The organism is Rothia sp. HMSC036D11 (assembly GCF_001814205.1).
In the GTDB taxonomy this organism is placed as follows: Bacteria; Actinomycetota; Actinomycetes; order Actinomycetales; family Micrococcaceae; genus Rothia; species Rothia dentocariosa.
In genome coordinates this window covers 59,995-83,337 of sequence record NZ_KV815300.1, presented here as the reverse complement: position 1 = coordinate 83,337, position 23,343 = coordinate 59,995, and the positions used below count along the sequence as shown (strand labels likewise).

Annotated in this window: 19 protein-coding genes and 1 pseudogene; 10 read left to right on the top strand and 10 right to left on the bottom strand. The window is 52.6% G+C overall.

All coding sequences use genetic code 11. The features are described 5' to 3' along the window. Positions 1-71 precede the first annotated feature (71 nt). The gene (gene gndA, locus HMPREF2958_RS05420; protein ID WP_070697166.1) at positions 72-1,544 is read left to right on the top strand and encodes an NADP-dependent phosphogluconate dehydrogenase; all 1,473 of its coding nucleotides are present in this window, start codon (positions 72-74) and stop codon (positions 1,542-1,544) included. 342 nt (positions 1,545-1,886) lie between these two features. Here the strand turns inward: gndA and epsC are convergent, their stop codons facing one another. The 8 genes from epsC to HMPREF2958_RS05380 form a co-directional block, all read right to left on the bottom strand. Continuing rightward, a complete protein-coding gene (gene epsC, locus HMPREF2958_RS05415) occupies positions 1,887-2,471 on the bottom strand; it encodes a serine O-acetyltransferase EpsC (RefSeq protein WP_041321815.1) in 585 nt (194 codons plus the stop codon). Positions 2,472-2,686: 215 nt separating this feature from the next. Continuing rightward, positions 2,687-3,622: a cysteine synthase A gene (gene cysK / locus HMPREF2958_RS05410; protein ID WP_004004913.1), complete on the bottom strand. Its 936-nt coding sequence runs from the start codon at positions 3,620-3,622 to the stop codon at positions 2,687-2,689. Between the two features lie 261 nt (positions 3,623-3,883). Beyond that, positions 3,884-4,495 (bottom strand): DUF6318 family protein, encoded by a 612-nt coding sequence (locus HMPREF2958_RS05405; RefSeq protein WP_246826015.1) that lies wholly within the window; start codon positions 4,493-4,495, stop codon positions 3,884-3,886. A 471-nt stretch (positions 4,496-4,966) separates the two neighbouring features. Then, the gene (locus tag HMPREF2958_RS05400; protein ID WP_048751519.1) at positions 4,967-5,716 is read right to left on the bottom strand and encodes a DUF6318 family protein; all 750 of its coding nucleotides are present in this window, start codon (positions 5,714-5,716) and stop codon (positions 4,967-4,969) included. Between the two features lie 250 nt (positions 5,717-5,966). Then, positions 5,967-6,587, bottom strand: coding sequence for a DUF6318 family protein (locus HMPREF2958_RS05395; RefSeq protein ID WP_070697164.1), 621 nt, complete (start codon positions 6,585-6,587; stop codon positions 5,967-5,969). 344 nt (positions 6,588-6,931) lie between these two features. Next, positions 6,932-7,741 (bottom strand): DUF6318 family protein, encoded by an 810-nt coding sequence (locus HMPREF2958_RS05390; RefSeq protein ID WP_141755796.1) that lies wholly within the window; start codon positions 7,739-7,741, stop codon positions 6,932-6,934. 121 nt (positions 7,742-7,862) lie between these two features. After that, positions 7,863-8,576 carry a DUF6318 family protein gene (locus HMPREF2958_RS05385; RefSeq protein WP_246828048.1) on the bottom strand — a complete coding sequence of 238 codons (714 nt, stop codon included), beginning with the start codon at positions 8,574-8,576 and terminating at the stop codon, positions 7,863-7,865. Positions 8,577-8,614: 38 nt separating this feature from the next. Continuing rightward, on the bottom strand, positions 8,615-9,436 hold the full coding sequence (locus HMPREF2958_RS05380) for a DUF6318 family protein (RefSeq protein WP_246828047.1): 822 nt from the start codon (positions 9,434-9,436) through the stop codon (positions 8,615-8,617). Positions 9,437-9,692: 256 nt separating this feature from the next. On the opposite strand from HMPREF2958_RS05380, the gene HMPREF2958_RS05375 reads away from it, so the two are divergent. Both HMPREF2958_RS05375 and HMPREF2958_RS05370 read left to right on the top strand, forming a co-directional pair. Continuing rightward, positions 9,693-11,576 carry a dynamin family protein gene (locus tag HMPREF2958_RS05375; protein ID WP_070554342.1) on the top strand — a complete coding sequence of 628 codons (1,884 nt, stop codon included), beginning with the start codon at positions 9,693-9,695 and terminating at the stop codon, positions 11,574-11,576. Beyond that, a complete protein-coding gene (locus HMPREF2958_RS05370) occupies positions 11,573-13,354 on the top strand; it encodes a dynamin family protein (RefSeq protein ID WP_070697160.1) in 1,782 nt (593 codons plus the stop codon). Before HMPREF2958_RS05375 ends, HMPREF2958_RS05370 begins: the two co-directional genes overlap by 4 nt. A 78-nt stretch (positions 13,355-13,432) precedes the next feature. On the opposite strand, the gene HMPREF2958_RS05365 is transcribed toward HMPREF2958_RS05370, so the two are convergent. Then, a complete protein-coding gene (locus HMPREF2958_RS05365) occupies positions 13,433-14,272 on the bottom strand; it encodes an IclR family transcriptional regulator (protein WP_246828046.1) in 840 nt (279 codons plus the stop codon). Between the two features lie 200 nt (positions 14,273-14,472). On the opposite strand from HMPREF2958_RS05365, the gene leuC reads away from it, so the two are divergent. From leuC to HMPREF2958_RS05335, 6 genes are all read left to right on the top strand, one after another. Continuing rightward, positions 14,473-15,957, top strand: a complete 1,485-nt coding sequence (leuC, locus tag HMPREF2958_RS05360; RefSeq protein WP_115333561.1) for a 3-isopropylmalate dehydratase large subunit — start codon at positions 14,473-14,475, stop codon at positions 15,955-15,957. 11 nt (positions 15,958-15,968) lie between these two features. Further along, entirely contained in the window at positions 15,969-16,562 is a 594-nt protein-coding gene (gene leuD, locus HMPREF2958_RS05355) for a 3-isopropylmalate dehydratase small subunit (RefSeq protein ID WP_013399252.1), read from the top strand. 348 nt (positions 16,563-16,910) lie between these two features. After that, positions 16,911-18,344 (top strand): UDP-N-acetylglucosamine 1-carboxyvinyltransferase, encoded by a 1,434-nt coding sequence (gene murA, locus HMPREF2958_RS05350; RefSeq protein WP_070697156.1) that lies wholly within the window; start codon positions 16,911-16,913, stop codon positions 18,342-18,344. A gap of 1 nt (position 18,345) precedes the next feature. Continuing rightward, positions 18,346-19,200 (top strand): lysophospholipid acyltransferase family protein, encoded by an 855-nt coding sequence (locus HMPREF2958_RS05345; protein WP_070697154.1) that lies wholly within the window; start codon positions 18,346-18,348, stop codon positions 19,198-19,200. An 11-nt stretch (positions 19,201-19,211) separates the two neighbouring features. Further along, positions 19,212-20,324 carry an NAD(P)H-dependent glycerol-3-phosphate dehydrogenase gene (locus tag HMPREF2958_RS05340; protein ID WP_070524146.1) on the top strand — a complete coding sequence of 371 codons (1,113 nt, stop codon included), beginning with the start codon at positions 19,212-19,214 and terminating at the stop codon, positions 20,322-20,324. A 107-nt stretch (positions 20,325-20,431) separates the two neighbouring features. Next, positions 20,432-21,556: a D-alanine--D-alanine ligase family protein gene (locus tag HMPREF2958_RS05335; RefSeq protein ID WP_070697152.1), complete on the top strand. Its 1,125-nt coding sequence runs from the start codon at positions 20,432-20,434 to the stop codon at positions 21,554-21,556. A 124-nt stretch (positions 21,557-21,680) separates the two neighbouring features. Here the strand turns inward: HMPREF2958_RS05335 and HMPREF2958_RS05330 are convergent, their stop codons facing one another. Continuing rightward, positions 21,681-22,271 (bottom strand): DUF3515 domain-containing protein, encoded by a 591-nt coding sequence (locus HMPREF2958_RS05330; RefSeq protein WP_306762169.1) that lies wholly within the window; start codon positions 22,269-22,271, stop codon positions 21,681-21,683. Between the two features lie 275 nt (positions 22,272-22,546). Between HMPREF2958_RS05330 and HMPREF2958_RS05325 the strand changes: the two are divergent. Continuing rightward, positions 22,547-23,343: pseudogene (locus tag HMPREF2958_RS05325) on the top strand (transcriptional regulator); the annotation flags it as partial.

Here is a 23,343-nt window from a genome sequence, read left to right as displayed (position 1 = left end):
CCTGTCTAATCCAAACGCTTAATTCCTTGGATACACGCGGATAAAACGTAAAACAGCGTATTCTTGTATACATGACTGAAAACAAGAAGGCACAGATTGGTGTTACCGGGCTTGCCGTCATGGGCGCTAACCTAGCGCGCAACCTGGCACGTAACGGGTACACCGTAGCACTGCATAACCGTTCTGTTGAGAAGACCGATGCCTTGCTCTCTGGGCACGGTGCAGACGGTGACTTCATCCGCACCGAGTCACTTCAAGGTTTGGTGGACTCGCTCGAATCTCCCCGCCGTATCCTGATTATGGTGAAGGCGGGTGCCCCTGTAGACGCTGTTATTGAGCAGTTAACCCCTCTTCTTGATGAAGGGGACATTATTATTGACGGCGGTAACTCTCATTTCCCCGATACTATTCGCCGTGAACGATCTCTTGCAGAAAAAGGTATGCACTTTGTGGGCGTCGGCGTTTCTGGCGGCGAAGAAGGTGCCCTCTGGGGACCCTCGATTATGCCGGGCGGTTCGGCTGAATCCTACAAGCATGTAGGTCCTATGTTAGAGAAAATTTCAGCAAAAGCGCCGCAGGATGGTTCTCCCTGTTGCGCCTGGATCTCTACCGATGGCGCAGGACATTTCGTCAAAATGGTGCATAACGGAATTGAATACGCCGATATGCAGGTTATTGGCGAAGCCTACGATATTCTACGTTCTGTTGCAGGTATTGAACCCGCCGAGCAGGCTGAAATCTTCAAGAAATGGAATGAGACCGACCTCAGCTCATATCTGATTGAGATTACCTCGGGAGTCTTGGCACAGGTTGATGCGAAGACCGGTAAACCGTTGGTAGACGTTATTCTTGACCAGGCCGGTCAGAAGGGTACCGGTCGTTGGACCGTTCAGGCTGCTCTTGACTTGGGAGCTCCAGTATCCGCTATTGCTGAATCTGTCTTCGCTCGTGCCCTGTCTTCTTCAGATGTTAAGGCGCGTGCACAGGCTCAGCAGGAACTTCCTGCTGGTCTCATCGCGACCACCGGAGTCGGTGCAGGCGATCCCGAATTTGTCGAAGACGTGCGCCGTGCGCTCTTTGCCTCCAAACTGGTGGCGTATGCACAAGGTATGGATATGATCGCTCGTGCCGGGCAGGAATACGGCTGGGAACTGCACCTTGACACTATCGCATCGCTTTGGCGTGCCGGATGCATTATTCGCGCGGAGCTTCTGGGCGATATTATGGCGGCTTATGCGGGCGAGGTACCGGCCAATATGCTTCTCGCACCCGCCTTCAAGAATCTGATGGAAGAGCTTGTTCCTTCTTGGCGCCGTGTGGTTGCAAAGGCTACCGCGTTGGGTGTGCCGGTTCCGGTCTTCTCCTCGGCGCTCTCTTACTATGACGGACTGCGCCGCGACCGTCTGCCCGCAGCCCTTATTCAGGGACAGCGTGACTTCTTTGGAGCGCACACCTATGGACGTGTGGATGCAGAAGGCGCATTTCACACTATGTGGAGCGGTGACCGTTCAGAAGTAAACGCTGCAGATATCCACGTTCACTAGAACCTGGATCTTAAGAACAGCGTCAATAAAAGGGGTGTGGCCGCTTCGTGAGAAAGCAGCCACACCCCTTTTTGTCTGTGTTTTGTCCGTATGCGCGTGATCCAGTGACCGATAGACTGAGAACCTGGAGAACACGCTGCGAGCAATGATGCTCTGTCTGCCCAAAGAAGACCTGGAGTCGTGGGTGGTTCACACGGGTAACACCGGATTATCGGTGGATTTAATGACCTTATTCAGGGTACAGAAACCTTATATCGTAGTAGTTGCACTATTGAGGTTTGCGGCAAGATGCCGTTATAGATAAAACAACACCACAAACCTCATAGAGAGCACCACTCAAGATTAGATCCACATTGCCGGGTCGATATATTCCACAGCATCGACCAGAGGCTTCTTCTTCTCGGGTGTACGCAGACGATGTTTCGCAGGGATACCCGTAATTATGGAATCGCGCGGATGATCGTTCACCACCACGGCATTTGCTCCGATAGCGCTATCTGCCCCAATGACTACTGGACCCAGCACCTTAGCACCAGCACCGATTGTTACTCTGTCTTCGATTGTGGGGTGGCGCTTAATCTTTTCAAGCGAGCGACCGCCGAGAGTAACGCCATGATAGAGCATCACATCATCACCTATTTCGGTGGTCTCACCAATAACGATACCCATGCCATGATCGATAAAAAAACGCCGCCCAATGACGGCCCCTGGATGGATCTCGACACCGGTCAAAAAACGGGTGAGCTGCGAGAGGGTACGAGCTAGAGATTTCGTGCCGTCCTTTTGCCAAAGTTTGTGTGTAAGCCGGTGAGCCCATATCGCATGCATGCCCGAATAGTTAAGCATGATTTCGCCAGCCCCACGCGCCGCTGGATCATGCTCTCGAACATTTTCAATGTCTTCGCGCAGACGGGCAAAAAATCCCATAATCTTCTTTCTGTTACAGTAGATACTTCCCCAAGGTACCAACATCGAAGCCGGTTTTCATATTAGGCGCGCCTGCGCCGCACAATATTGATGTTGACCCTTTATTGCGTACAACTAGAAAAGAATGCTGATATTCCCTATTCTTCTCTGAGCAGAGGAAACGCCCCACAGCACCGTAGCGAACGGAAGCGTGGGGCGTTGTTTCTTGAGGAAGGTTAGCCGCGGATATCTTCGTAGAGTACCGTAGAGATATAGCGTTCACCGAAGTCGGGAACAACTGCAACGATCAGCTTATCCTTATTTTCGGATTTCTTAGCTTCTTCCAATGCTGCATAGACGGCTGCGCCGGAAGAAATACCACCCAGGATACCCTCCTGGGTTGCTAGTGCGCGGGAAGTGCGGATTGCTTCCTCACCAGATACTGCGATGACCGAATCGTAGATTTCGCGGTCGAGAGTATCCGGCACGAAGTTAGCGCCCAAGCCTTGAATCTTATGCGGACCAACGCGGCCTTCAGACAGGAGCGGTGAATCCTGAGGTTCAACGGCAACAATCTGCAGGTTGGGGTTCTTCTCCTTCAAGTACTTGCCAGCACCGGAGATAGTACCGCCGGTACCGATACCCGATACGAAAATATCAATCTTGCCGTCAGTCGCATCCCAAATTTCAGGGCCGGTGGTCTTGTAGTGAATAGCAGGGTTTGCCTCATTGGAGAACTGCGATGCGAGAATTGCGTTGTCCGTGGTGGCAACGATTTCCTGTGCCTTCTCAACAGCGCCGCGCATGCCGTCGGTGCCGGGAGTGAGAACAATTTTCGCACCGTAAGCGCGAAGCAGTACTCGACGTTCAGCCGACATGGTCTCGGGCATTGTCAAAATAACGTTGTATCCACGTGCTGCACCAACCATTGCAAGGGCAATACCGGTGTTTCCAGAAGTCCCTTCGACAATGGTACCGCCGGGCTTGAGAGCTCCGGCTTCTTCAGCGGCATCAATGATGGCGCGGCCGATGCGGTCTTTCACAGAGCCTGCGGGGTTGTAGAATTCGAGCTTGACGGCTACGTTGCCGGGCAAACCAGCATCGAGGCGGTTGAGTCGAACAAGGGGAGTCTGACCAATAGCATCAACAATGCTGTTTACGATCTCTGCCACAGTATTTAATCCTTTAGTGTGTGGTGAAAAATCCTATTGATTTTCCGGGGAACCTTGGGTACGTGAGAAACTTTACTACGCTGCGGGTAACGGTGTAAGTTTACCCGTCACAGTTCGTAATATGCTACTGAGTTGGGAATAAAAACGCTGGCGGCGGTGTAGCAGACAATAATTTTTCACCCTTAATAGTCCGCGTACCGTATATATTTCCTATTGGAAAATTATACGGCACGGCGTTCCTTCTCGAGGTTCTAAGCGGTACTAATGGTCGAGTGAAAGAATAATCCAAGAGTTATTCTGGTACTTTGCTTTGATATCGATATCTTGATCTAGATTTAATCTGTTGTTTTGAGTGTCGGTTGCCGTACCGTCGTTAACAGTCCATGCGCCAAAATCGACTTTGAAATGACCCGGCCAGGTATATGTATCACCATCTTTGGTGGGAGAACCAGCTTTGAGGGCGATGGTTACAACGGGGTTATCGGTCCATGTAGTACCCCCGAGAAAAGGGGAGTTAGACATAAAGAATACTTTGGTTCTCTCAGGAATATTGACCTCTTGAAGATAGCTCGTATCTCCAGTGCGCAGTGCATATTGCATGGCAGCGGCGGCAAAAGCGAGGGTTGAGTATAGCCCGCCGGTTGAATCATCGTTGATGTCTTGAGGCTTCTTGGGTTTTGGAACATTCTGCGCTGGATGCTCCTTTGTCGCGGGCTCGTAAGAACCTGCAGATTCGTCATAGGAATCAAGTTTGACTTCGCCTTGGTAATCTTTGCCGCATGCGGTGAGCATTGGAATAACCGCGAGACTCAGTATTCCTAAAGTGGTAAATCTGAGCGTGTTACGGCGGGAAAATACCCCGGAAGTAGGCATGATGAAGTAGTCCTCTCTCATGGGATGGGTTGGTGATGGTTTTAGCTTACCTAAACTTTATTATTTGGTACAAGCTTTTAATGTATTTCGCACAAAGTTAACACGCACTCTAAACGCTTTTGTCCGAGTTGCATTTATACAAGCGTGAAAAGACAGCATTTGACGAGCAAGTGACTGACTGCCAGCTGCTTGTAGAACTAGAGTTAAGCACAAGAATCGAGAGAGTCGTCGCACACATCCTGATACCCGTGTTGTGTCGTCTGTTGGACTCTTGTTAATTGGTGTCTTTTCGGTACGAAGACTGCTGCTTTGGCGGGTAGGGGGAGCCTCACATAAATATTTTTCTGCCGCACGTATTTTGTTTGGTATGCGGTACAGAAAAGAGATTTAAAAAAATAATCGAGAAGATATAAAAACACCGTATACTCAACGTTTGTGAGCATACGGTGTTGTGCTGCGGAACGATACCTATTAGTCGATATCCATGTGTAGATCCCACACGTTATTGATGTAGCGGCCTACAGCCTCGCCCTGCATACGTACGTAGCGTTTATCAGAAGGGGTATCTTGCTCTTTACCCTTATTGAAGAGTTTTTCGCCCAAATCAATGGTGAAATCGACGGTCCAGTTATAGGCACCCTGCGCGATAGTAGGCTGCTTGCTGCTAATAACCATTGTGGCCGAAGGCTTTTCGTACCATGTCTTTTCTTCGATACCCTTCATCGTACGATCGGCGTATTTCTGGAGTGCATTCAGAGTATCAGCATCGGTGCTGACCTCCCGAACATACTTCATATCGCCGGTCTGCAGGAGGTAATCGACAGCAGCACCAAAATATGCAAGCGCAGAGGCAAAGCCCGCAACGGTGTTCTGGTGCATTGCTTCGGGAATAACGGGGGTGGGTACGTTCTGCGCGGGAGATTCCGCCGTAGCGGGCTGGTACTCTCCGGGGGTTTCGTACTGCTCTAACTTAGCGACTCCGGAGTAGTCTTTACCGTCGTTGACGAGTTCCGTAGGAGTCGGGGTGGGGGTAGGTGATTCGGAAGCTGAGGGGGTAGCAGAAGCTGAAGAGGAAGCGCTGGAGCTCTTCGTCTGAGAAGTGCTTGCGGAGGCTGAAGAATTAGATTCTTCTTTCTTATCGCTGCCGCACGCCGCTAAGAACGCGACACTTCCCATACTGAGAATCCCCAATGCTGCACGACGATTCAGAGCCGAAGACATCGTTATACCTTTCGTGTGAATGCATTAATCCCGTATAAGTCTAAACGTAAAACAAAACGAGATACTTGATTGTACCGAGGAATGTGACCTAACCCTAACCAAAGGTGAGTAACGTTACCGTATAAGGTAATACCTGGCATGGAGAGGGTATGGGTCTCATACGCACTTAAAACGCCCGGGCAAAGGCTTATTGCCATGCCCAGCGCAGACTTAGAAGTCCCGTATTTTTCTCTAGAGAATCCGGTGAAGACTAGTCAGCAATGTCCCGAATAGCCCATGCGCCATCGGTGTATTTTGCCTTGATTTTTCCTTCACTTGTAACTTTTTGCTCATTTTCTGGAACGTTGATTGCTCTGTGTTGAGCGACCGCCCAGTCGCCCTTGGTGAGTGTGAGCTTTGCAGGCCAAAAGTATTCGTTGTCCTTTTGCTCCGGTTGATCGGTAGTGAGCTCAATCGTAACCGTGGGATTGGAGAGCCAGGTAGAACCATTGGTGATCTCTTCGATGGAATCTACAGTATGTTCTAGCTTGACCTCTTTGAGGTACTGGGCATCGCCCGTAATAAGCCGGTATTGCAGTGCAGCCGCAAAGAACGCGATGGTCGAGTAAAGGCCCGCTACTGAGTTGTCATTCATATTATTAGGCTTAACAGGCTTGGGTACGTTCCGTGCCGGATGCTCGCGCGACGCTAATTCATAAGTTCCGGCAGATGTATCGTAGGTATCAAGCTTAGCCTCGCCCCTATAGCTCGATCTTTCGGCGCTGTTTTGCGACGTATTGCCACACGCAGAGAGTACGGTGATTCCGCCCAGTCCAACAGTACCGAGGGCGGTGGTGCGCAGGAGGATTCGGCGCGAAAAAGTGAAAGACATAAAATGCCCCTTCAACGTTGAAATAGCACTAGCTTCTCAAGTGTAGCTCTACATAGAAGACGCCCTGGCAAGATAGATATAGGGGACCCGCGAAATAGTTATACGTTACTGTGCAGGAACCCCAATAGTTCACAGGGAAAGTAACACTGCTGCGCGGATAATACCGTATATGCAGGGCTCTCCGACATGTGAGAGAAAATACATATCTAGAGGTATATGTCGAGACATAAAACCCTTAGTTTGACTTTGAAGAACGCAAGGTGAAGAGCAGGAATTCAAAATACCCAGCCTCCGGTTCCTGCATCACCAGAGCCTCGGAGGCTGGGCAAAGATAACGATAGCTACTATTTCTCAGGATTAGCTGCCGGTTCTCCGGTTGCCGCAGGGTCCGAGGCTCCACCCGTTGCCGATGCAGCAGGACTTGCTGCCGCATTTCCCGAGCTCTTCGTGCCATAGGATAGATTGAGTTCCCAGGATTTCGTGGTGGGGTTATAGCGACCACGGAAATCACAGTCCTGGGTAGAGACTCGCTCTTCCTCCTTAACCGGTTTTATTTCGCCGTTTGCCACGCTTTCAGCACCGTAATCGAATGTGTAGACGCTTTTGAAGAGCAGATTTCCATCGCTCATAATGGCGGGCTGTGAGTCCTTGAGCTCGTACCAGGCAGATGGATCTACATACCAGGTTTTCTGTTCAATTCCTTGAGCGATGGATTTAGCAAGCGCCTCATTTTCTTGGGCATCGTTACCTGCAAGTTTGACCTTTTTTACGGCGTCAAGGCTGCCGGTTTTCACTAGGTAATCCATGGCTGCAGCATAGTAAGCGACGGTCGCGTGGAAGCCTGTCACGCTATTTTCGTTGGCGTTATCAGGCAGCTTAGGCATAGGTGCGTTTTGTGGGGGATGTTCGGTGTTGCCTGGTTCATAAGTGCTACCCGGTTCAAAATTGTCAAATGTAATACGCCCGGAATAGTTATTGCCGTCGTCGCTATACCCGTGTGGGTTTGAGGATTTTGGGCTTGGTGCAGAGCCGTTAGCGTTATTGTCGTTTGATGTGTTGGTGGAGCTGTTCGAGGAACAAGCGGCGAGCATAGTGAGTCCGGCACCTGCTAAAACGGCTGTAACAGCTTGCCTGCGAGTTAAGTGCTGTGACATGGAAGCATTTCGATGATTATGAGGGTTAAAGCGCATAGGCACCTTCACCCGGATGCGGTTGGAGAAGAAAATATTATGTCTCTATATTCTCATGCGGAGGTGCCGCTGAGCCTTCTTAGTTCTAGGACGGACTCGCGCCTGCCGTGGATTGCGGGTCACGAACTGTGAGCGTGAGTGACCAGGCTTCTTTCTCGAAGGTGCCTTGGATAGTACCCGCATAGTGGAATTTTTGCTGCTCGGCAGGTATTGCACTGGCCTGAGAATTGACGACCTGCTGCTCTCCCAAACTGATATCGAGGGTGTATCGCCAATCTTTTCGATAATCGTTCACGGCTGTTGGCATGCGTGAGGTGAGGGAGAGCGTAGCTTGAGGAGAAACATACCAGCTTTTAGCAGCCTGACTCTCACCAGTCTCGTCAGTGAAAAGCAAGAGAGCTTTGGTGAACTCGGGGTTGATAGTGATGACTTCCAGAGGATTGGTGTCACCGGTAGCCAAGAGATAATTGAGTGCCGCATTGAGGTAACCGATAGTATCGTAAAAACCTGCAATGGAGTTTTTGCCCATATTCTCTGTTTTTATGGGGACCGGAACGTTTTGCGCCGGATGCTCTGCGTTTGCGGGCACATAAGTACCTGCTGAGGTGTTGAAGCTCTCGAAAGCCACCTCACCGCTAAAATCGCTGCGCACATACTGACTTACCGAAGGGTCACTTGTAGCATGAGTTTGCTGATGTCGAGAGCATGCGGCTATCAAAGTAGAGGCGGCGGTGCCGAATAACCCTGCCCCAACGGTACGTAATACACGGCGTCGGGAATAGGGAAGTGAAGTTACCACGTGGAACCTTTCACGTTGAGAAATAAAGGATTAGGGGTTTAGTAGTCTGCGGGTATAGTACTCACCTTTGGGGTGTAGGTAGAAGTCGGTTGTGGAGCGGGTGTATAGGCTCGTGTGGGCTTTGCCGCTGGGTCGAACTGCTGTGGGGAGATGATGAGCCACCTGTCCTTCACCCATTGCGCGTAGAGAGCCGTAAAATCGCGTATTTCATCCTGTGAAAGCGGTTTCGTCACGTTTGTCGTTTTATTGATGAGCGTTCCGTTTTCCTGGGTAGCGGTGCATTCCCACGAGAATTTGCCGTTATGCTCTGTCGGTTTCTCCGAGACGGAGATCTTCCAGGCACCTCCAACGATCCAACTATTATTAGGTTCGGCGTACAGAGTTTCCCAGGCCTTAAGCCGCTCAAGATCGACGGTGTTTTCGCTGTGTACCACTTTGAGAGCAGGGGTGAGATCTCCAGTCATGCGTGCATAGTTAATACACGCCACATAATAGGCGAAGGTATTTCGCAACCCCTGAAAATCCTCTTTGAACATCAGGTCGTCTTCTTGGGGGATGGGAACGTTCTGAGCCTTGTGATCGGCAGTTGCCGGGTCTGCCTGGGGAACCGGAACGACCTTTTCCCCGGTTTCGGGGTTCATACTGGGAGTGACCGGGGTGGCGGAATCGTAACGTTGCCAGAGTAGCTCTCCCGAAAGATTTCCATAGTGCGCGCCTGTCTCTGAGGGGGATGCTCCCTCAGCGGTTGCCAAGCCAGCGGCAGAATCAGAGGAATCGCTAGAGGCACATGAAACTAATAATGGCGCGGCGACAACGGTGCTGCCAGTAAAGACGAAGAACTGGCGACGTGAAGGGCGCATAGCAACTCCCAAAATATCGTTATTTCCAAAAAATCTGAAACCCGGGTTTAGTGTGTAAAACCAGACTAGGGCGTGGTGGGTGAAAGCACAAACGTACAGCGACCTAAACCGTGATATTAGGCTAGAGTTACGCAAAATACAGCGCTTCGACTCTGTTTACGGCACCTAAAATTCGTGAGGTAAGCAACTTAAACTCACAGGAAATACTCTAAGTTTCCTCAGCAAGCATGCAATAAAGTGTGAAACAATAGCGCACGTGCAACACACAAACGATGAGCGTGTATATTCTGCACGCAAACTCCTAGATGAGCTCACTCTACCCCTCGATACCGCTGATGTTACTCGGGCGAGGGAACAAGTGCGTTCTCTGAGTAAACAGTACGACGATTACATTCTGCCGCGGCTTACCGCTTTGGAGGCACCCCTTACCGTGGTAGTTGGTGGTTCTACGGGTGCCGGTAAATCGACTTTGGTGAATACCTTGATGGGAACCCCCGTATCTCGTTCCAGTGCGCTTCGCCCCACCACTCGGCAGCCAATCTTGCTTTATCGTGCTGAAGACTCCGAATACCTGACCCCCGAACGTTTTCTGCCTACCCTAGAACGGCAGGAGATGGCATCTATCTCTGAAACTTCACCACGCCGGAGTGACATTTGGGAGCTGCCAGGTGCCGAACATCATCTGCAAGATACGCTTATCAGCGTGCAAACTAGCGCTCTGCCGCGCGGCATCGCCCTGATCGATGCCCCCGATATTGATTCGGTCTCCGACGAGAACCGCAGGCTTGCCAACGAGCTCTTATCTGCCGCCGACCTGTGGCTTTTCGTCACAACTGCTAACCGTTATGCGGATGCCGTACCCTGGGATTTGCTGCATCGCGCTGCCCAGCGGAATATTGCTGTAGCAGTCGTTCTCAACCGAGTTCCCAAAGGGGCTGTGGATGAGATCGAGTCCGACCTTATGCGGATGCTCACCGAAGCCGGTATAACACCGGTTATTCTGCATAGTATCCATGAACAGCCGCGGGACGAACAGGGGATGCTGCCCGCAGAAGCGGTAGCGCCTCTAACATCCTGGCTTGAACAGCTTGGTGCGGATGCGCCAGCCCGTGCAGCGATCGCGCGTCGCACCCTGGCGGGCGCTATCACCGGGGCCGGTAACTCTCTACAAGAACTTGCTGATGCACAAACCCGTCAGGTGGAAACATACACCGGATTAGAAACTGCGGTGACCTTAGCCTATGAGGATGCGCTTGTCCGTGTGGAAGATTCCCTCACTGACGGCTCATTGCTTCGCGGCGAGGTTCTGGCACGGTGGCACGATTTTGTGGGGACGGGCGACTTCTTCCGCTCTTTGGAGAACCGCATCGGACGGCTGCGGGACAGGTTTGCCGGAATGCTGACCGGGAAACCGGCAGCGACCACGCGGGTTGAGCAGGCTCTCGAAACGGGTCTGCACGCCGTTGTTCTTGATGCCGCTCAACGTGCGCATGAAACTATCCGTCGAAGCTGGGGAGCGGAACGAGCAGGGCGCGTACTCTTACAGAATATTGACGAGAGCCCGTACCCTCCGCACAGCACCCAGGCTCGTGCGGAGCTTGATGAGACTATCGCCGCAGAAATACGAGCCTGGCAAAGTTCTGTACTTGATATGATCCGTGCTGAAGGCAGCAGCAAACGCCAGCGAGCGCGCGTGCTCTCCCTCGGTGTTAACGCGACAGCGGTGCTGCTCATGATGGTGGCTTTTTCGGCGACTGGCGGACTCACCGGCATCGAAATTGGTATTGCGGGAGGATCTGGGGTCGTTGGATCTAAGCTTCTTGAATCGGTCTTCGGTGAGGATGCTGTGCGCCGCATGGCGACTCGCGCTCGCAGTGATCTAGTGGCACGCCTAGAAACTCTGCTCAAACGGCAATCCGAAGATTACCGGCAGGTGCTTTCTTCCCGTGAACCGCGCATACAGCCGGACGAAATTCGTGTCGCTGCCGAACAGCTTCATGACTTAGGTCAAGAACTAGATCATGATCCCTTGGCTCGGCGTGAAGACTCGCTTCAGAACTCGGGGCTCGTTCAGCACATGCATGACGATACAACACAGCCATTACCTGTTAATAACTCTTGCCAGGAGCACACACGATGAACTCATCTTTAGCATCCGCTACGCCGCGCGGGTCTTTTGAAGAACGTGCGCTTCGCCTTCACGATGCGCTCGGCCTGGGTCTTGACGTTATTCCTGATACCGTGCAGGAGACCGCATCCGCAACGCTGAGCCGTGTCATGGAACGTCGGCAGCTTTCGGCAGAACACACTGTAATTGGTTTTTTCGGGGCCACCGGAAGTGGAAAATCCACCCTTTTCAATACCATTGCTGGGATGCCCCTGGCACGTACCGCCGTTACACGACCGACTACCTCAGAAATTCAGGCGGCGATTTGGGGACGGGACGGAAGCGAAGAGCTTCTGGACTGGCTTAAGATCGAACATAGGGTCTATCCCGAGGAGAACGAATCGATACGCCAGATTCGTACCCAAACACAAAATTCGGCGGCAGATTCTGCAGCACCCCACGAAATCGTAGAGCCCGTTCCTGGCATGTGGAATAAGCTCAAAACGGCGGTTGGGCGCGGGCAGACCCGCACACGATCTGGCGGGCTGATCCTGCTGGATCTGCCCGACCTTGACTCGGTAGCGCATCACCACCGGGAGCAGGTAGAGCGCATGCTCTCCTATGTGGATGTGTTGGTGTGGGTCCTCGACCCCCAAAAGTATGCGGATGCGGCGGTGCACCACGATTTTCTGGCTCCTCTCTCCACTCGTGGACATCGCATGGTATGCGTTCTGAACCAAGCAGATACCCTAGATTCCCATGAGGTTCCACAAGTACTTGATGCGCTCACGGAGCTTTTAGAAGCGGACGGTATTACGCCTCTGCTCATTACAGCCCCATTTGCACTCTCGGCGCATACCGGCGAAGGCGTTTCTGCCCTGCGGTCGTTGTTAGGACGTGTGGCGGCTGAGAAAAATGCCGCGTATGAGCGTACTGAGGCGCAGCTATATGCGATTCGCCGTGATCTTGCAGACTATCAGGGTGGTGAAGCACCTCTTCATGAGCCTGACTACGCCGTTGATGAGCTGACGGAAGGCTGCTTTCAAGCCTGCGGGGCTGTTGAAGTTCTTGATGCCGCAGAAGCCTCGTATCGTCGTCGTGCCGTTGCCAACACAGGATGGATAGCTACGCGGTGGGTTGCTAAGTTCCGTGCCGACCCGCTTAAGCGTCTGCATCTTGGAGACGATACTGCGGGTACTCATAGCGCGAGTGAATCTGCACCACAGAAATCTCCGATGCATCTAACGGCTAGTTCGTTACCGCCGCTTACTGCAGCTCAGCAGGCAGCATTAGCTCAGGCAGCGCGCGGTTATGGTGAGTCTGTAGCCCAAAATATTGAAGCTCCCTGGAAGCAACGTATCCAGAACGCCGCCTTGACCCGAGAACAGGATTTTCCGGAGGCCTTTGAGAGGGCGATCGCGCGTGTAGACTACAACACTACCCAGTCACGTTTCTGGTGGAAGCTACTTAACGCGGTGCAATGGATTGCATTTCTCAGTCTTTTGGGAGGCGTAGCCTGGCTGACTGCAATGGCATTTGCAAGCTACCTGCAGATACCTCTGCCGCCTGCGCCCGTACCCGAAGGATCCCCTGTGCCGGTGCCCACACTTCTACTTATCTTGGGGGCGCTTTTAGGAATCCTGGGTGCCGTATTGGGTAGGGCACTGGTAAATGTGAGTGCCCGTGCTTACCGGCGTTCCTTGCGAACGCGCATGATCCAACAGTGCGAAAACGCGGCACAGCAGGTTGTCGTGGCGCCCGTATTGACAGAATGCGAGAAGCTCAGGCGCTATAGGCAGGCTCTGACATAAGAATGAACACCTAAACAGCATGAGGGGTGTGGAACCAACTAGTCGGTTCCACACCCCTCTATGGTTTGACCTAAGCTACTATACGTTCCGAAGCGCTTGTGAAATCTTATGAGCCGCATCAACAACAACCTCGGCGTATTTGCGACCGGGCTGCATACCGAGTCTTTCGATAGGACCGGAAATAGAAACGGCTGCAATAACTTTGCCCGACGGTGAACGCACAGGGGCAGACACGGAAGCCGTGCCGCGCTCGCGTTCACCTGCCGACTGTGCCCACCCTAATCTGCGCACGGAAGCAAGCATGGCAGCGCTGAAATACGCATCTTGCAGACCCTCAACAAGGCGGTTCTGATCTTCCCATGCCAAGAGTACCTGGGCTGCGGAACCAGCCTTCATGGAGAGCTGGGTTCCTATAGGAATTGAATCATGCAGCCCAATGGGACGTTCTGCGGATGCTACGCATACGCGCCAATTTCCCTGACGCCGATAAACCTGCGCCGATTCGCCGGTCACATGGCAAAGCTGATTTAAAACCGCTCCCGAAACCGCTAGGAGGTGATCGGCACCAGCTGCATTCGCCAGTTCCATTAGGCGGGGCCCCAGCATAAATCGCCCCTGAACATCGCGTGCCACCATACGGTGGTGAGAGAGCGCCACCGCCAAACGATGCGCCGTTGGACGGGCTAGCCCGGTGGCCTTAACAAGCTGCCCCAGCGTGACCGGACCAGCCTCTAGGCATGAAAGAATAAGCGCGGCTTTATCAAGTACCCCCACGCCAGAGGAGATGTTTGGTTCGACCTCAACAACCTGTTGGTCATCCGTGAGAGTATGGGGAGTCTTCAAAGGAGTCGAAAGCCCCGACGTATCGCGAGGGTGACGTGCTCCAGGCAACGGTGTAGACGATGGTGCAGATGTCATAACTCTAGTTTAGCTCAGTGCATCTCAAAATGTGGAAGATAGGGCGCACTTCATAGACTCTTCCTCTGAACCTGCCCATGATGGAGGAACCCTGAATACCAAATTTTTGAAATATATTCCAGGGGCAAGAATATATGTGTTATAAGGCACTATATATCTATGATTGGCGGAAAGCCCGCCATATCAAAGCAGGAGGAAAAATGGCAGGGGACAATACTGCTGCGACAAGCGCTATACCCACATCTGTGAAGCGCCCGCGTACTCTCGCCGAAAAAGTCTGGGAGAACCACGTCGTGGTGCCCGGGCAAGATGGCAAACCCGACCTTCTCTATATTGACCTGCATCTTCTGCATGAGGTGACCTCGCCCCAGGCTTTTGAAGGGCTACGCCTCGAAAACAGGCCCCTGCGCCGTCTCGACTTGACGATCGCAACTGAAGATCACAATACTCCTACCGAAAATATTTTTTCGACCATTGCGGATATTACTTCGCGAACCCAGATCGAAACCCTGCGTCGTAACACCGCGGAATTTGGCGTGCGCATCCATCCGCTCGGCGATATCGAACAAGGTATCGTACACGTAGTCGGCCCGCAGCTGGGATTGACCATGCCCGGAATAACCGTCGTCTGTGGTGACTCGCACACCTCAACCCACGGTGCTTTCGGTGCACTTGCCTTCGGCATCGGCACCTCTGAGGTTGAGCACGTGATGGCAACCCAAACCCTGCCGCTGGCGCGCTTTAAAACAATGGCAATCAATGTCGAAGGGACTCTAAAACCTGGAGTAACCGCCAAAGATATTATTCTTGCCGTTATCGCTCAGATCGGTACCGGAGGCGGGCAGGGATACGTACTCGAATACCGCGGTTCCGCGATACGCTCCTTGTCTATGGAAGGGCGTATGACCATCTGCAACATGTCGATTGAGGCTGGCGCTCGTGCGGGTATGGTAGCTCCTGATGAGACTACTTTTGAATACGTTAAAGGACGCCCTCACGCACCTAAGGGGCAAGATTGGGAGGATGCGCTCGCCTACTGGAAGACCCTTCCCACCGACGAAGGGGCTGTTTTCGACAAAGAAATCTTTATTAATGCAGACGAGCTTGAGCCCTTCGTTACCTGGGGAACAAACCCGGGTCAGGGTGTGCCGCTGAGCCAAGCGGTTCCCGCACCTGAAGACTTTGAGGATGAAAACGACCAGGCAGCCGCATCCCGTGCCCTGGAGTACATGAACCTTAAAGCTGGAACTCCCATGAAAGATATTCCGGTGGACGTCGTATTCTTAGGTTCGTGCACTAACTCACGCATTGAGGATTTGCGTGCTGCCGCCGAAATCATTCGTGGGCGTACCCTTGCCTCAGGCGTGCGTATGATGGTCGTTCCCGGCTCACAGAAAGTTCGCGCACAGGCCGAAGAAGAAGGCCTAGATAAAATCTTCAAGGACTTTGGGGCAGATTGGCGCTTTGCCGGATGCTCTATGTGCTTGGGCATGAACCCCGACCAACTGGCACCGGGGGAGCGATGCGCATCCACCTCGAACCGAAACTTTGAGGGACGCCAGGGTAAAGGCGGACGAACCCATCTTGTCTCGCCGCTAGTCGCTGCCGCAACGGCGGTTCGCGGAACCCTCTCATCACCTTCTGACTTAGAACCACACGCAGACAATGCCCCTGCGGCGGCGTAAAGGAGAACATTGTGGAACCAATTATTAAACACACCGGAATTGGTGTTCCTCTGCGCGTCTCGAACGTGGATACCGACCAAATTATCCCGGCGGTTTACCTCAAACGCGTAACGAAAACAGGCTTTGACGATGCCCTCTTTGTGAATTGGCGTAAGAACCCCGAATTTGTTCTGAACCAAGAACCTTATAAAAATGGGTCAGTGCTGGTGGCGGGCCCCGATTTTGGCACAGGGTCCTCGCGTGAGCACGCGGTCTGGGCGCTTAAGGATTACGGGTTTCGAGTCGTTATATCGTCACGATTCGCCGATATTTTTCGTGGTAACTCAGGTAAACAAGGACTCGTTGCCGCTCAGGTGGCTCAGGATGATGTCGAGTTGATTTGGAAAGCTCTTGAGCGGGAACCTGGTACCGAAATTACCGTTGATTTAGAGAATAAGACGGTAACTGTGGGTGCCCTCGTGGTGCCTTTCCAGATTGATAATTATGTACGCTGGCGTTTGATGGAAGGACTTGACGATATCGGGCTTACCCTTCAGAACATTGAGGCCATTAAAGACTACGAGGCGCGCCGCCCCGCGTGGATGCCCCGAACTCAGGAAGTCTAGACTGGACACTCGGTGAGGTGCGTACCCTGTGACATCAGGGTACGCACCTCACCGAGCGTTACGGGGTGTATATATAGAAACATATTATTGGTATGTTGCTGGGGTTTGATGGTTATATGAGGTGGTTCTTCGAGGAAGTTTATGAGCGGCATCTTTGAACTATCTCGATAAACATCGCGAAGCACAGGTTCTACACAGCTCTTCCGTTTGTAGCAGCCCGTTCGAGAACGTAAAATGATAGCTTGAAAGTCTGTGCAGACCTATTAATAATTCGTTAATGGCGCCGGACCTCAGCACTAACAGCAGTTCTTGTCGGCCCCACCGAGCCGACCGTTCGAAGGATTAGTTATGTCCCTTAACATCAGCGAACTTCGCATTGAGGGTGGTACCCCTCTTAAAGGCGAAGTCCACGTTCGAGGCGCCAAAAACCTCGTACCTAAAGCGATGGTAGCAGCGTTGCACGGATCCACCCGTTCGACCTTGCGTAACGTACCAGACCTAAGCGATGTTGAGATTGTAACTACCCTTGTTGAACTTCACGGTGCGAAAGTTAACTATGATCCTGAAGCCGGTATTCTCACGTTAGATCCCGCCCAAGACGCGAAGACTGCGGCCGAGAACGCTGAAGAGATTCAACTCTTCGGCGGTAACTCACGTATTCCGATCCTGATGGTAGGTCCGCTTCTGCATACGCTCGGTACCGCGCGTATCCCTAATCTAGGTGGATGCAAAATTGGTGATCGTCCTATCGATTACCATATGGATGCGCTCCGTAAATTTGGTGCCGTCGTTGAGAAAGACGATGAAAGCGGCACTACTCTGAACGCTCCCGATGAAGGCCTGCACGGTGCTGAAATCGAACTCAATTACCCCTCCGTAGGGGCTACCGAACAGGTTCTTCTGACTGGTGTGCGCGCCCGCGGCACCACGGTTTTGAAGAACGCCGCTATTGAGCCCGAGATTATTGATCTTATTGCGGTTTTGCAGAAGATGGGTGCAATCATCTTCATTAACGAAAATCGCACCATTATTATTGAGGGGGTTGACGCCCTAACCGGGTACGACCACACCGCCTTGGCAGACCGCAATGAGTCCGCTTCCTGGGCATCCGCCGCGTTGGCAACCGGCGGAGATATTTTTGTGCGCGGCGCTTCACAGAAGGATATGACTGCTTTCCTCAACCAGTTCCGGAAGATGGGCGGTGAATTCGAGGTTACCCCGGAAGGAATCCGCTTTACTCACCCCGGCGTGATTACCCCCGGCGCAGAGCTGAACCCTATCGTGTTTGAGACCAACGTGCACCCCGGTTTTATGACCGACTGGCAGCAGCCGCTTGTCGTTGCGCTCACGCAGGCAAAAGGAACTTCTATTGTGCACGAGACCGTGTACGAAGAGCGTTTTGGGTTTACTAATGCCCTCAAACAGATGGGCGCCGATATTGTGGTTATGCGCGATTGCATCGGCAGCGAGTTTTGTCGTTTCCACGGTAAGAGCTTCGGGCACTCCGCTATTATTAGCGGCTCTACCCCGCTTAAGGCCGCTGACATTGAGGTTCCCGATCTGCGCGGTGGATTCTCGCATATTATCGCCGCTCTGACAGCAGAAGGTACATCCCACGTTACGGGTGTTGAAATTATCGCGCGCGGTTACGAGAACTTTGAAAAGAAACTCGAAGCTCTGGGCGCAAAGTTTGAGGTACTTGCCCGCAAACAGAGCAAGACTCCTAAGCCCGATGCAGAAATTGAGATTGTTGTGCCAGAAGAGGTTGAGGTACAGGGCTAGTATGAGCGGTCAACAGGGGAAAAAAGCATTACCCACACTTGAGCCTACCCCTCAAGGAGATAAGCTCTTTAAGGTTCTTGGTAACGCTGCGCGCGTGGTGTATAAAGGCATAGCCCGCATCGAAATTATCGGGGGCGAGAACTTCCCGACCGACCGAGGCTATATCGTGGTTGCTAACCATTCCACCGAGATAGACCCTGTGACCGTTGCACTCCCTATTTTCAATAACGGAGTTTTCCCGCGGTTTTTAGCGAAGGACTCTTTGTTCCGAGCGCCCGTTCTGGGATATATTATGCGTAAAATGGCGCATATTCCCGTGATACGCGGCTCTGTAGACGCTCGCAAGGCGCTTATTACTGCCCGTAAAGTTGTAGAGGCTGGCGGCGCTGTAGTGATTTACCCTGAGGGAACAACTACCGGTGATCCTGAGGGTTGGCCCATGCAGGCCCGTACGGGTGCTGCCCGTCTTGCCCTCGCAACTGGTGCTCCCGTAGTACCGGTGGCGCACTGGGGCGATGAGCAGATTCTTGGGTATGACTACGAAACCGTGGATGGTGGCCGCGTCAAAGAGCATCGTAAGGTTTCCCTATTTCCCCGTAAAACGGTCAAAGTGAAGGTGGGTAAGCCTCTCGATATCGCCTCTTTAATCGATGATCCTTCGCCGGAGGCAAAGCATACGCGTACTGAGCTTGGGGTCGTGACCGAGGCTATGCTTGATGCAGTGACCGAATTGCTGGAAGATATACGTGGTGAAAAGGCGCCAACCGGTCGTTGGAATCCCCGAACCAAGCGTCGTGAAGCTCCCGGTGAAATGACCGGGATAGCTGGTAACCTGGGCGAACCGGATCCTAAATAGGAGGCGAGGTTATGGCTCTTTTCACGAATTCCGCTGACAACAGCGAACCGGCTCCACGTAAGGTATTAAAAATTGCGATCTTGGGTGCGGGAAGCTGGGGGACAGCATTCGCCAAAATTGTGGCTGATTCGGCGCGAGAAAATAAAACGGGCGTGCAGGTAGTCCTTATTGGCCGCAGCGAACAAGCTATGGCAGAGTGCTCTCAGACTAGGGAAAATAGTAAATATTTTCCGGGGATGAAGCTACCCGAGAACCTGGAATTCACGGCGGATGCTCCTACCGGGCTCACTGGCGCCGATTTGGTGGTACTGGCTTTACCCTCACAGGTGCTACGTTCGCAGCTTCAACTTTATGCCCGCTATATTGAGCCGCATGCCCTGCTGGTTTCGCTTGCGAAGGGATTAGAAACCGGTACCGGTTTGCGCATGTCCCAGGTGATTACCGAGGAACTTGAGGAAGCCTTGGCGATGCGCGGCGCAGACATCCGCACTATCGGGCACATACCGCATCGGGTATGCGTGCTTTCAGGGCCGAATCTTGCTACTGAGATTATGGGGGAGGAGCCTACCGCCTCTGTAGTCGCAGCACGCACACTGCCCATCGCAGAAATTGTCGCGCAGGCTTGTGCCTGTAGCTATTTCCGCCCCTACACGAATACCGATGTGGTGGGTACGGAAATCGGTGGTTTGGTGAAGAACGTGATCGCCTTGTGCGTCGGCATCTGTGAAGGTCGCAATTACGGTGATAACTCCAAAGCCTCAATCATGACGCGCGGACTTGCCGAAATTACTCGTCTTGCGGTCGCACTGGGTGGTGAAGCAGCAACAATGAGCGGGCTTGCGGGGATGGGAGATTTGATTGCTACCTGTTCATCGCCGCTTTCACGAAATCATACTGCCGGGCGTCTACTTGCCGAAGGGGTAAGCCCAGATAAACTCAGCGAACATATGAGCCAGACAGCGGAATCCATCAAATCAGCCCCCGTCGTAGCGCAATTGGCACGCCGTCACGGAGTCGAAATGCCTATCGTGGAAGCGGTCGTTGCTGTCCTGACTGGACGCATCGAGATCGGACAGCTGGCACCGCTGCTACTGGGACGGCGCCTGAAACACGAAGGCCATTAACATCGAGATCTTCCGCAAGAAAATTTTTGTGGCAGATAAAACAACTAATACAGCACGTGTGCGCAGACATGGGCGCTTGAGGGGCGCCCTCTTACGAAGGAGATACAATGACCGAAAACGCACAGAAGAAAACTGTTGCTCTACTGTGTGGCGGACGTTCTTCGGAACACCCTATTTCTCTGATTACTGCCGTAGGCGTGCTAGGCGCCATTGACAGCAGCGTCTACGACGTGGTGACTATTGGCATTACAAAAGATGGTCGTTGGTATTTGACGAATCTGGAAGAGCTGAGTGCACTTCTCGACGCTGCCCCTGCACATGCAGAGTTTACAGGTGGTTCGTACCAGGTTTTCCTGCCTCTTGGAGCCGGGGATTCGCGAGTGCACCTAGTAGATGCTGACGGAAATCTTGAGTACGGTCCTGCCCTTGACGTGGTATTCCCCCTCATACACGGTCCTTTCGGCGAAGACGGAACAATTCAGGGTCTTCTGGAACTCGCTGAGTTGCCCTATGTAGGATGCGGCGTGACGGCATCAGCCGTAGGTATGGATAAGCACTTTATGAAGGTTGCATTTGAGTCGGCTGGGCTGGAGGTCGGGCCTTATGAGGTGGTGACCGATCGCCAATGGACTCATGAGCGCGAGGAATCGCTTAAACGTATAACCGCCCTTGGTTACCCCATGTTCGTTAAACCTACGCGTGCGGGTTCTTCTTTTGGCATTACCAAAGTGGATAAATTTGAGGAACTTGTTCCGGCTATCGAAGAAGCGCGCCTCCATGACGCAAAGATTATTGTGGAAGCTGGCATTGTGGGGCGTGAAATCGAGTGTGGCGTCTTAGACGGTCACCACGGTGATATGCCGCGTGCATCATACCCTGGCGAAATCGAGGTTGTTGATGAGGACCACGGTTTCTATGATTTTGATGCTAAATATATCTCAAAGTCTTCGGCAGTTACCCGGTGCCCCGCCGATTTACCGAAGGATATGCAGGAGCGTTTGCGTGCTCTGGCGGTTAAGGCGTTTTTGGCCCTTGACGGCGAAGGATTATCCCGCGCAGATTTCTTCTACACCCCGGATGGTCGTTTGGTGATCAACGAGGTGAACACTATGCCAGGATTTACCCCGATTTCAATGTACAAAACCATGTGGGAAAACACCGGAATTTCCTATACCGAACTGATTGATGAACTGCTGACTCTTGCACTGGAGCGTCCTTTAGGGCTGCGCTAATGAAGTCTTAAATAGAGAAGGAAATTCCAGTGTTAGAGCCCTCAAGACCTCAGGTTTTGGGGGCTCTAAAATTTGCGTTTGCGTGAAGCGAACTGACGGTAAGGATCCAGAGGTCTTGAATCCTCTATTTTCCGGTTTTGACACCGTTGAGAGTATCGTTGATGTTCGTGCATTTCTTCTGAGACGGAATTTGTTTGACCGCCGAGTTGAGCTCAGCAAGAAGAGTTGATGATGAAACCTTATCTGCGTCGAAGGTTACTTCAATGGCGGGCGTTCGTCCGTACGTGGTTGCCGTCCACGTTCCCGTCGCACGGTTTTCAGGGCCTGCAGCGGCGGAGGAAGACGCTGAGACTGGCGGTGTCGAGTTCTCTGGCGCATTCTTGGGACGCAGCACCCAATCAATCCCATTGACCTCAGCGCATGGGTCCGATACGGGTTCCTGAACGGTAACACCGCATTTGAGAATCACGGAGGCTGGTTCGCCCCAAGCGGTCGTTCCTTGCGCCGTAGTTTCACGCTGCTGTAGGCCAACGAGTTTTTCTGGCATAGCAACCATCGCATAAGCGCATACAGGGTTGGCGGCATCTGGAGCCGGATCAAGATTGACGTTGCCCGCTCCACACGCGCTGAGCGACAGCACCCCGGTGAGCGCAAGACCCAAGCCTGCTCGCTTCGCTGGGGACATGACGAAAAAGTTAAAAGACGTAAAAGTCACTCTCTCATTCTAACGTACGGTATATTCACTGGCGTGTCGCAGAAACATAGCGCGGCAGATCAGAGGAAAGCAAAAATTTGAATACCAATTTAAAGCTCAAAGTCACGACAATTTGCCCATAGTCCAGGTACCATGAAAGTAACAGTTAATAGTTGATCGTGAAAAGATTCTTAAAATTCGATAAACTTTTGAGAGAAGCACATCCTTGTTATTTAGGGTGTAGACTCACCCAAGCACGCATATTGTTCGGTAGCTATTCGGTATAAGGACACTTTTTGGGAAACAGACAATGCAAAGTAGCGTCGGCTAGCCTAGCGACTGCATTGATTGCATTCGGTAGTGTGCCGATCGCCGCAACGCTGACACAGGAGGCACGTGGCGCTTCCGGGAAGGTCGCAAACCATCCTGCGACCTCTGAGGCTGCCGCGCCCGGTCAAGCTATCACGCAGCCTGCCGTACCAGCTACCTTCGCAGCTTTAGGTCAGAAAAATGCCGTGACTCCTATGCCCATGCCGTCTGCAACCGCTACCTTGACTATGTACGGCATGGCCTCGGGCAACGTGACCTATGCTGCTCAACCCGCCGTTGCCCTGCAATCGGAATCTCCCATTGCAGGTGCCGAGTTTGCCGCTGCACCTCCGCTTGACTATGACCAGCAGGACGACGAGATTCCTGAGGCTACCGAGACCCCTGCGCAACGAGCTACCCCGGCTCAGAAAACTGATGAAGATGAAGCGGAAGTTCAGCCTGTTACCCCCGAATATGAGAGTCCACAGGCGCAGCTTTATGATGCCGAAGTTCCTACTGAGGATTCTGAAACAGAGGCTGTAACTCCAACTCCTGCTGCTCCCGTTCAGAACCTTCCTGCTGAGGACGCTGAGGCAGCTTCCCCGGATCTCGGAGAAGAACCAGCGGCTACTCCTGTGACGCCTACTCCGGCTCCTACAGATCAGACTCCGGTGAATCCCGCACCAGTAACCCCTACGCCCACACCGGTTAATCCGACCCCGGTGAACCCGGAGCCTGTGCCTGCCAACCCTACTCCTGTGACGCCTACTCCGGCTCCTACAGA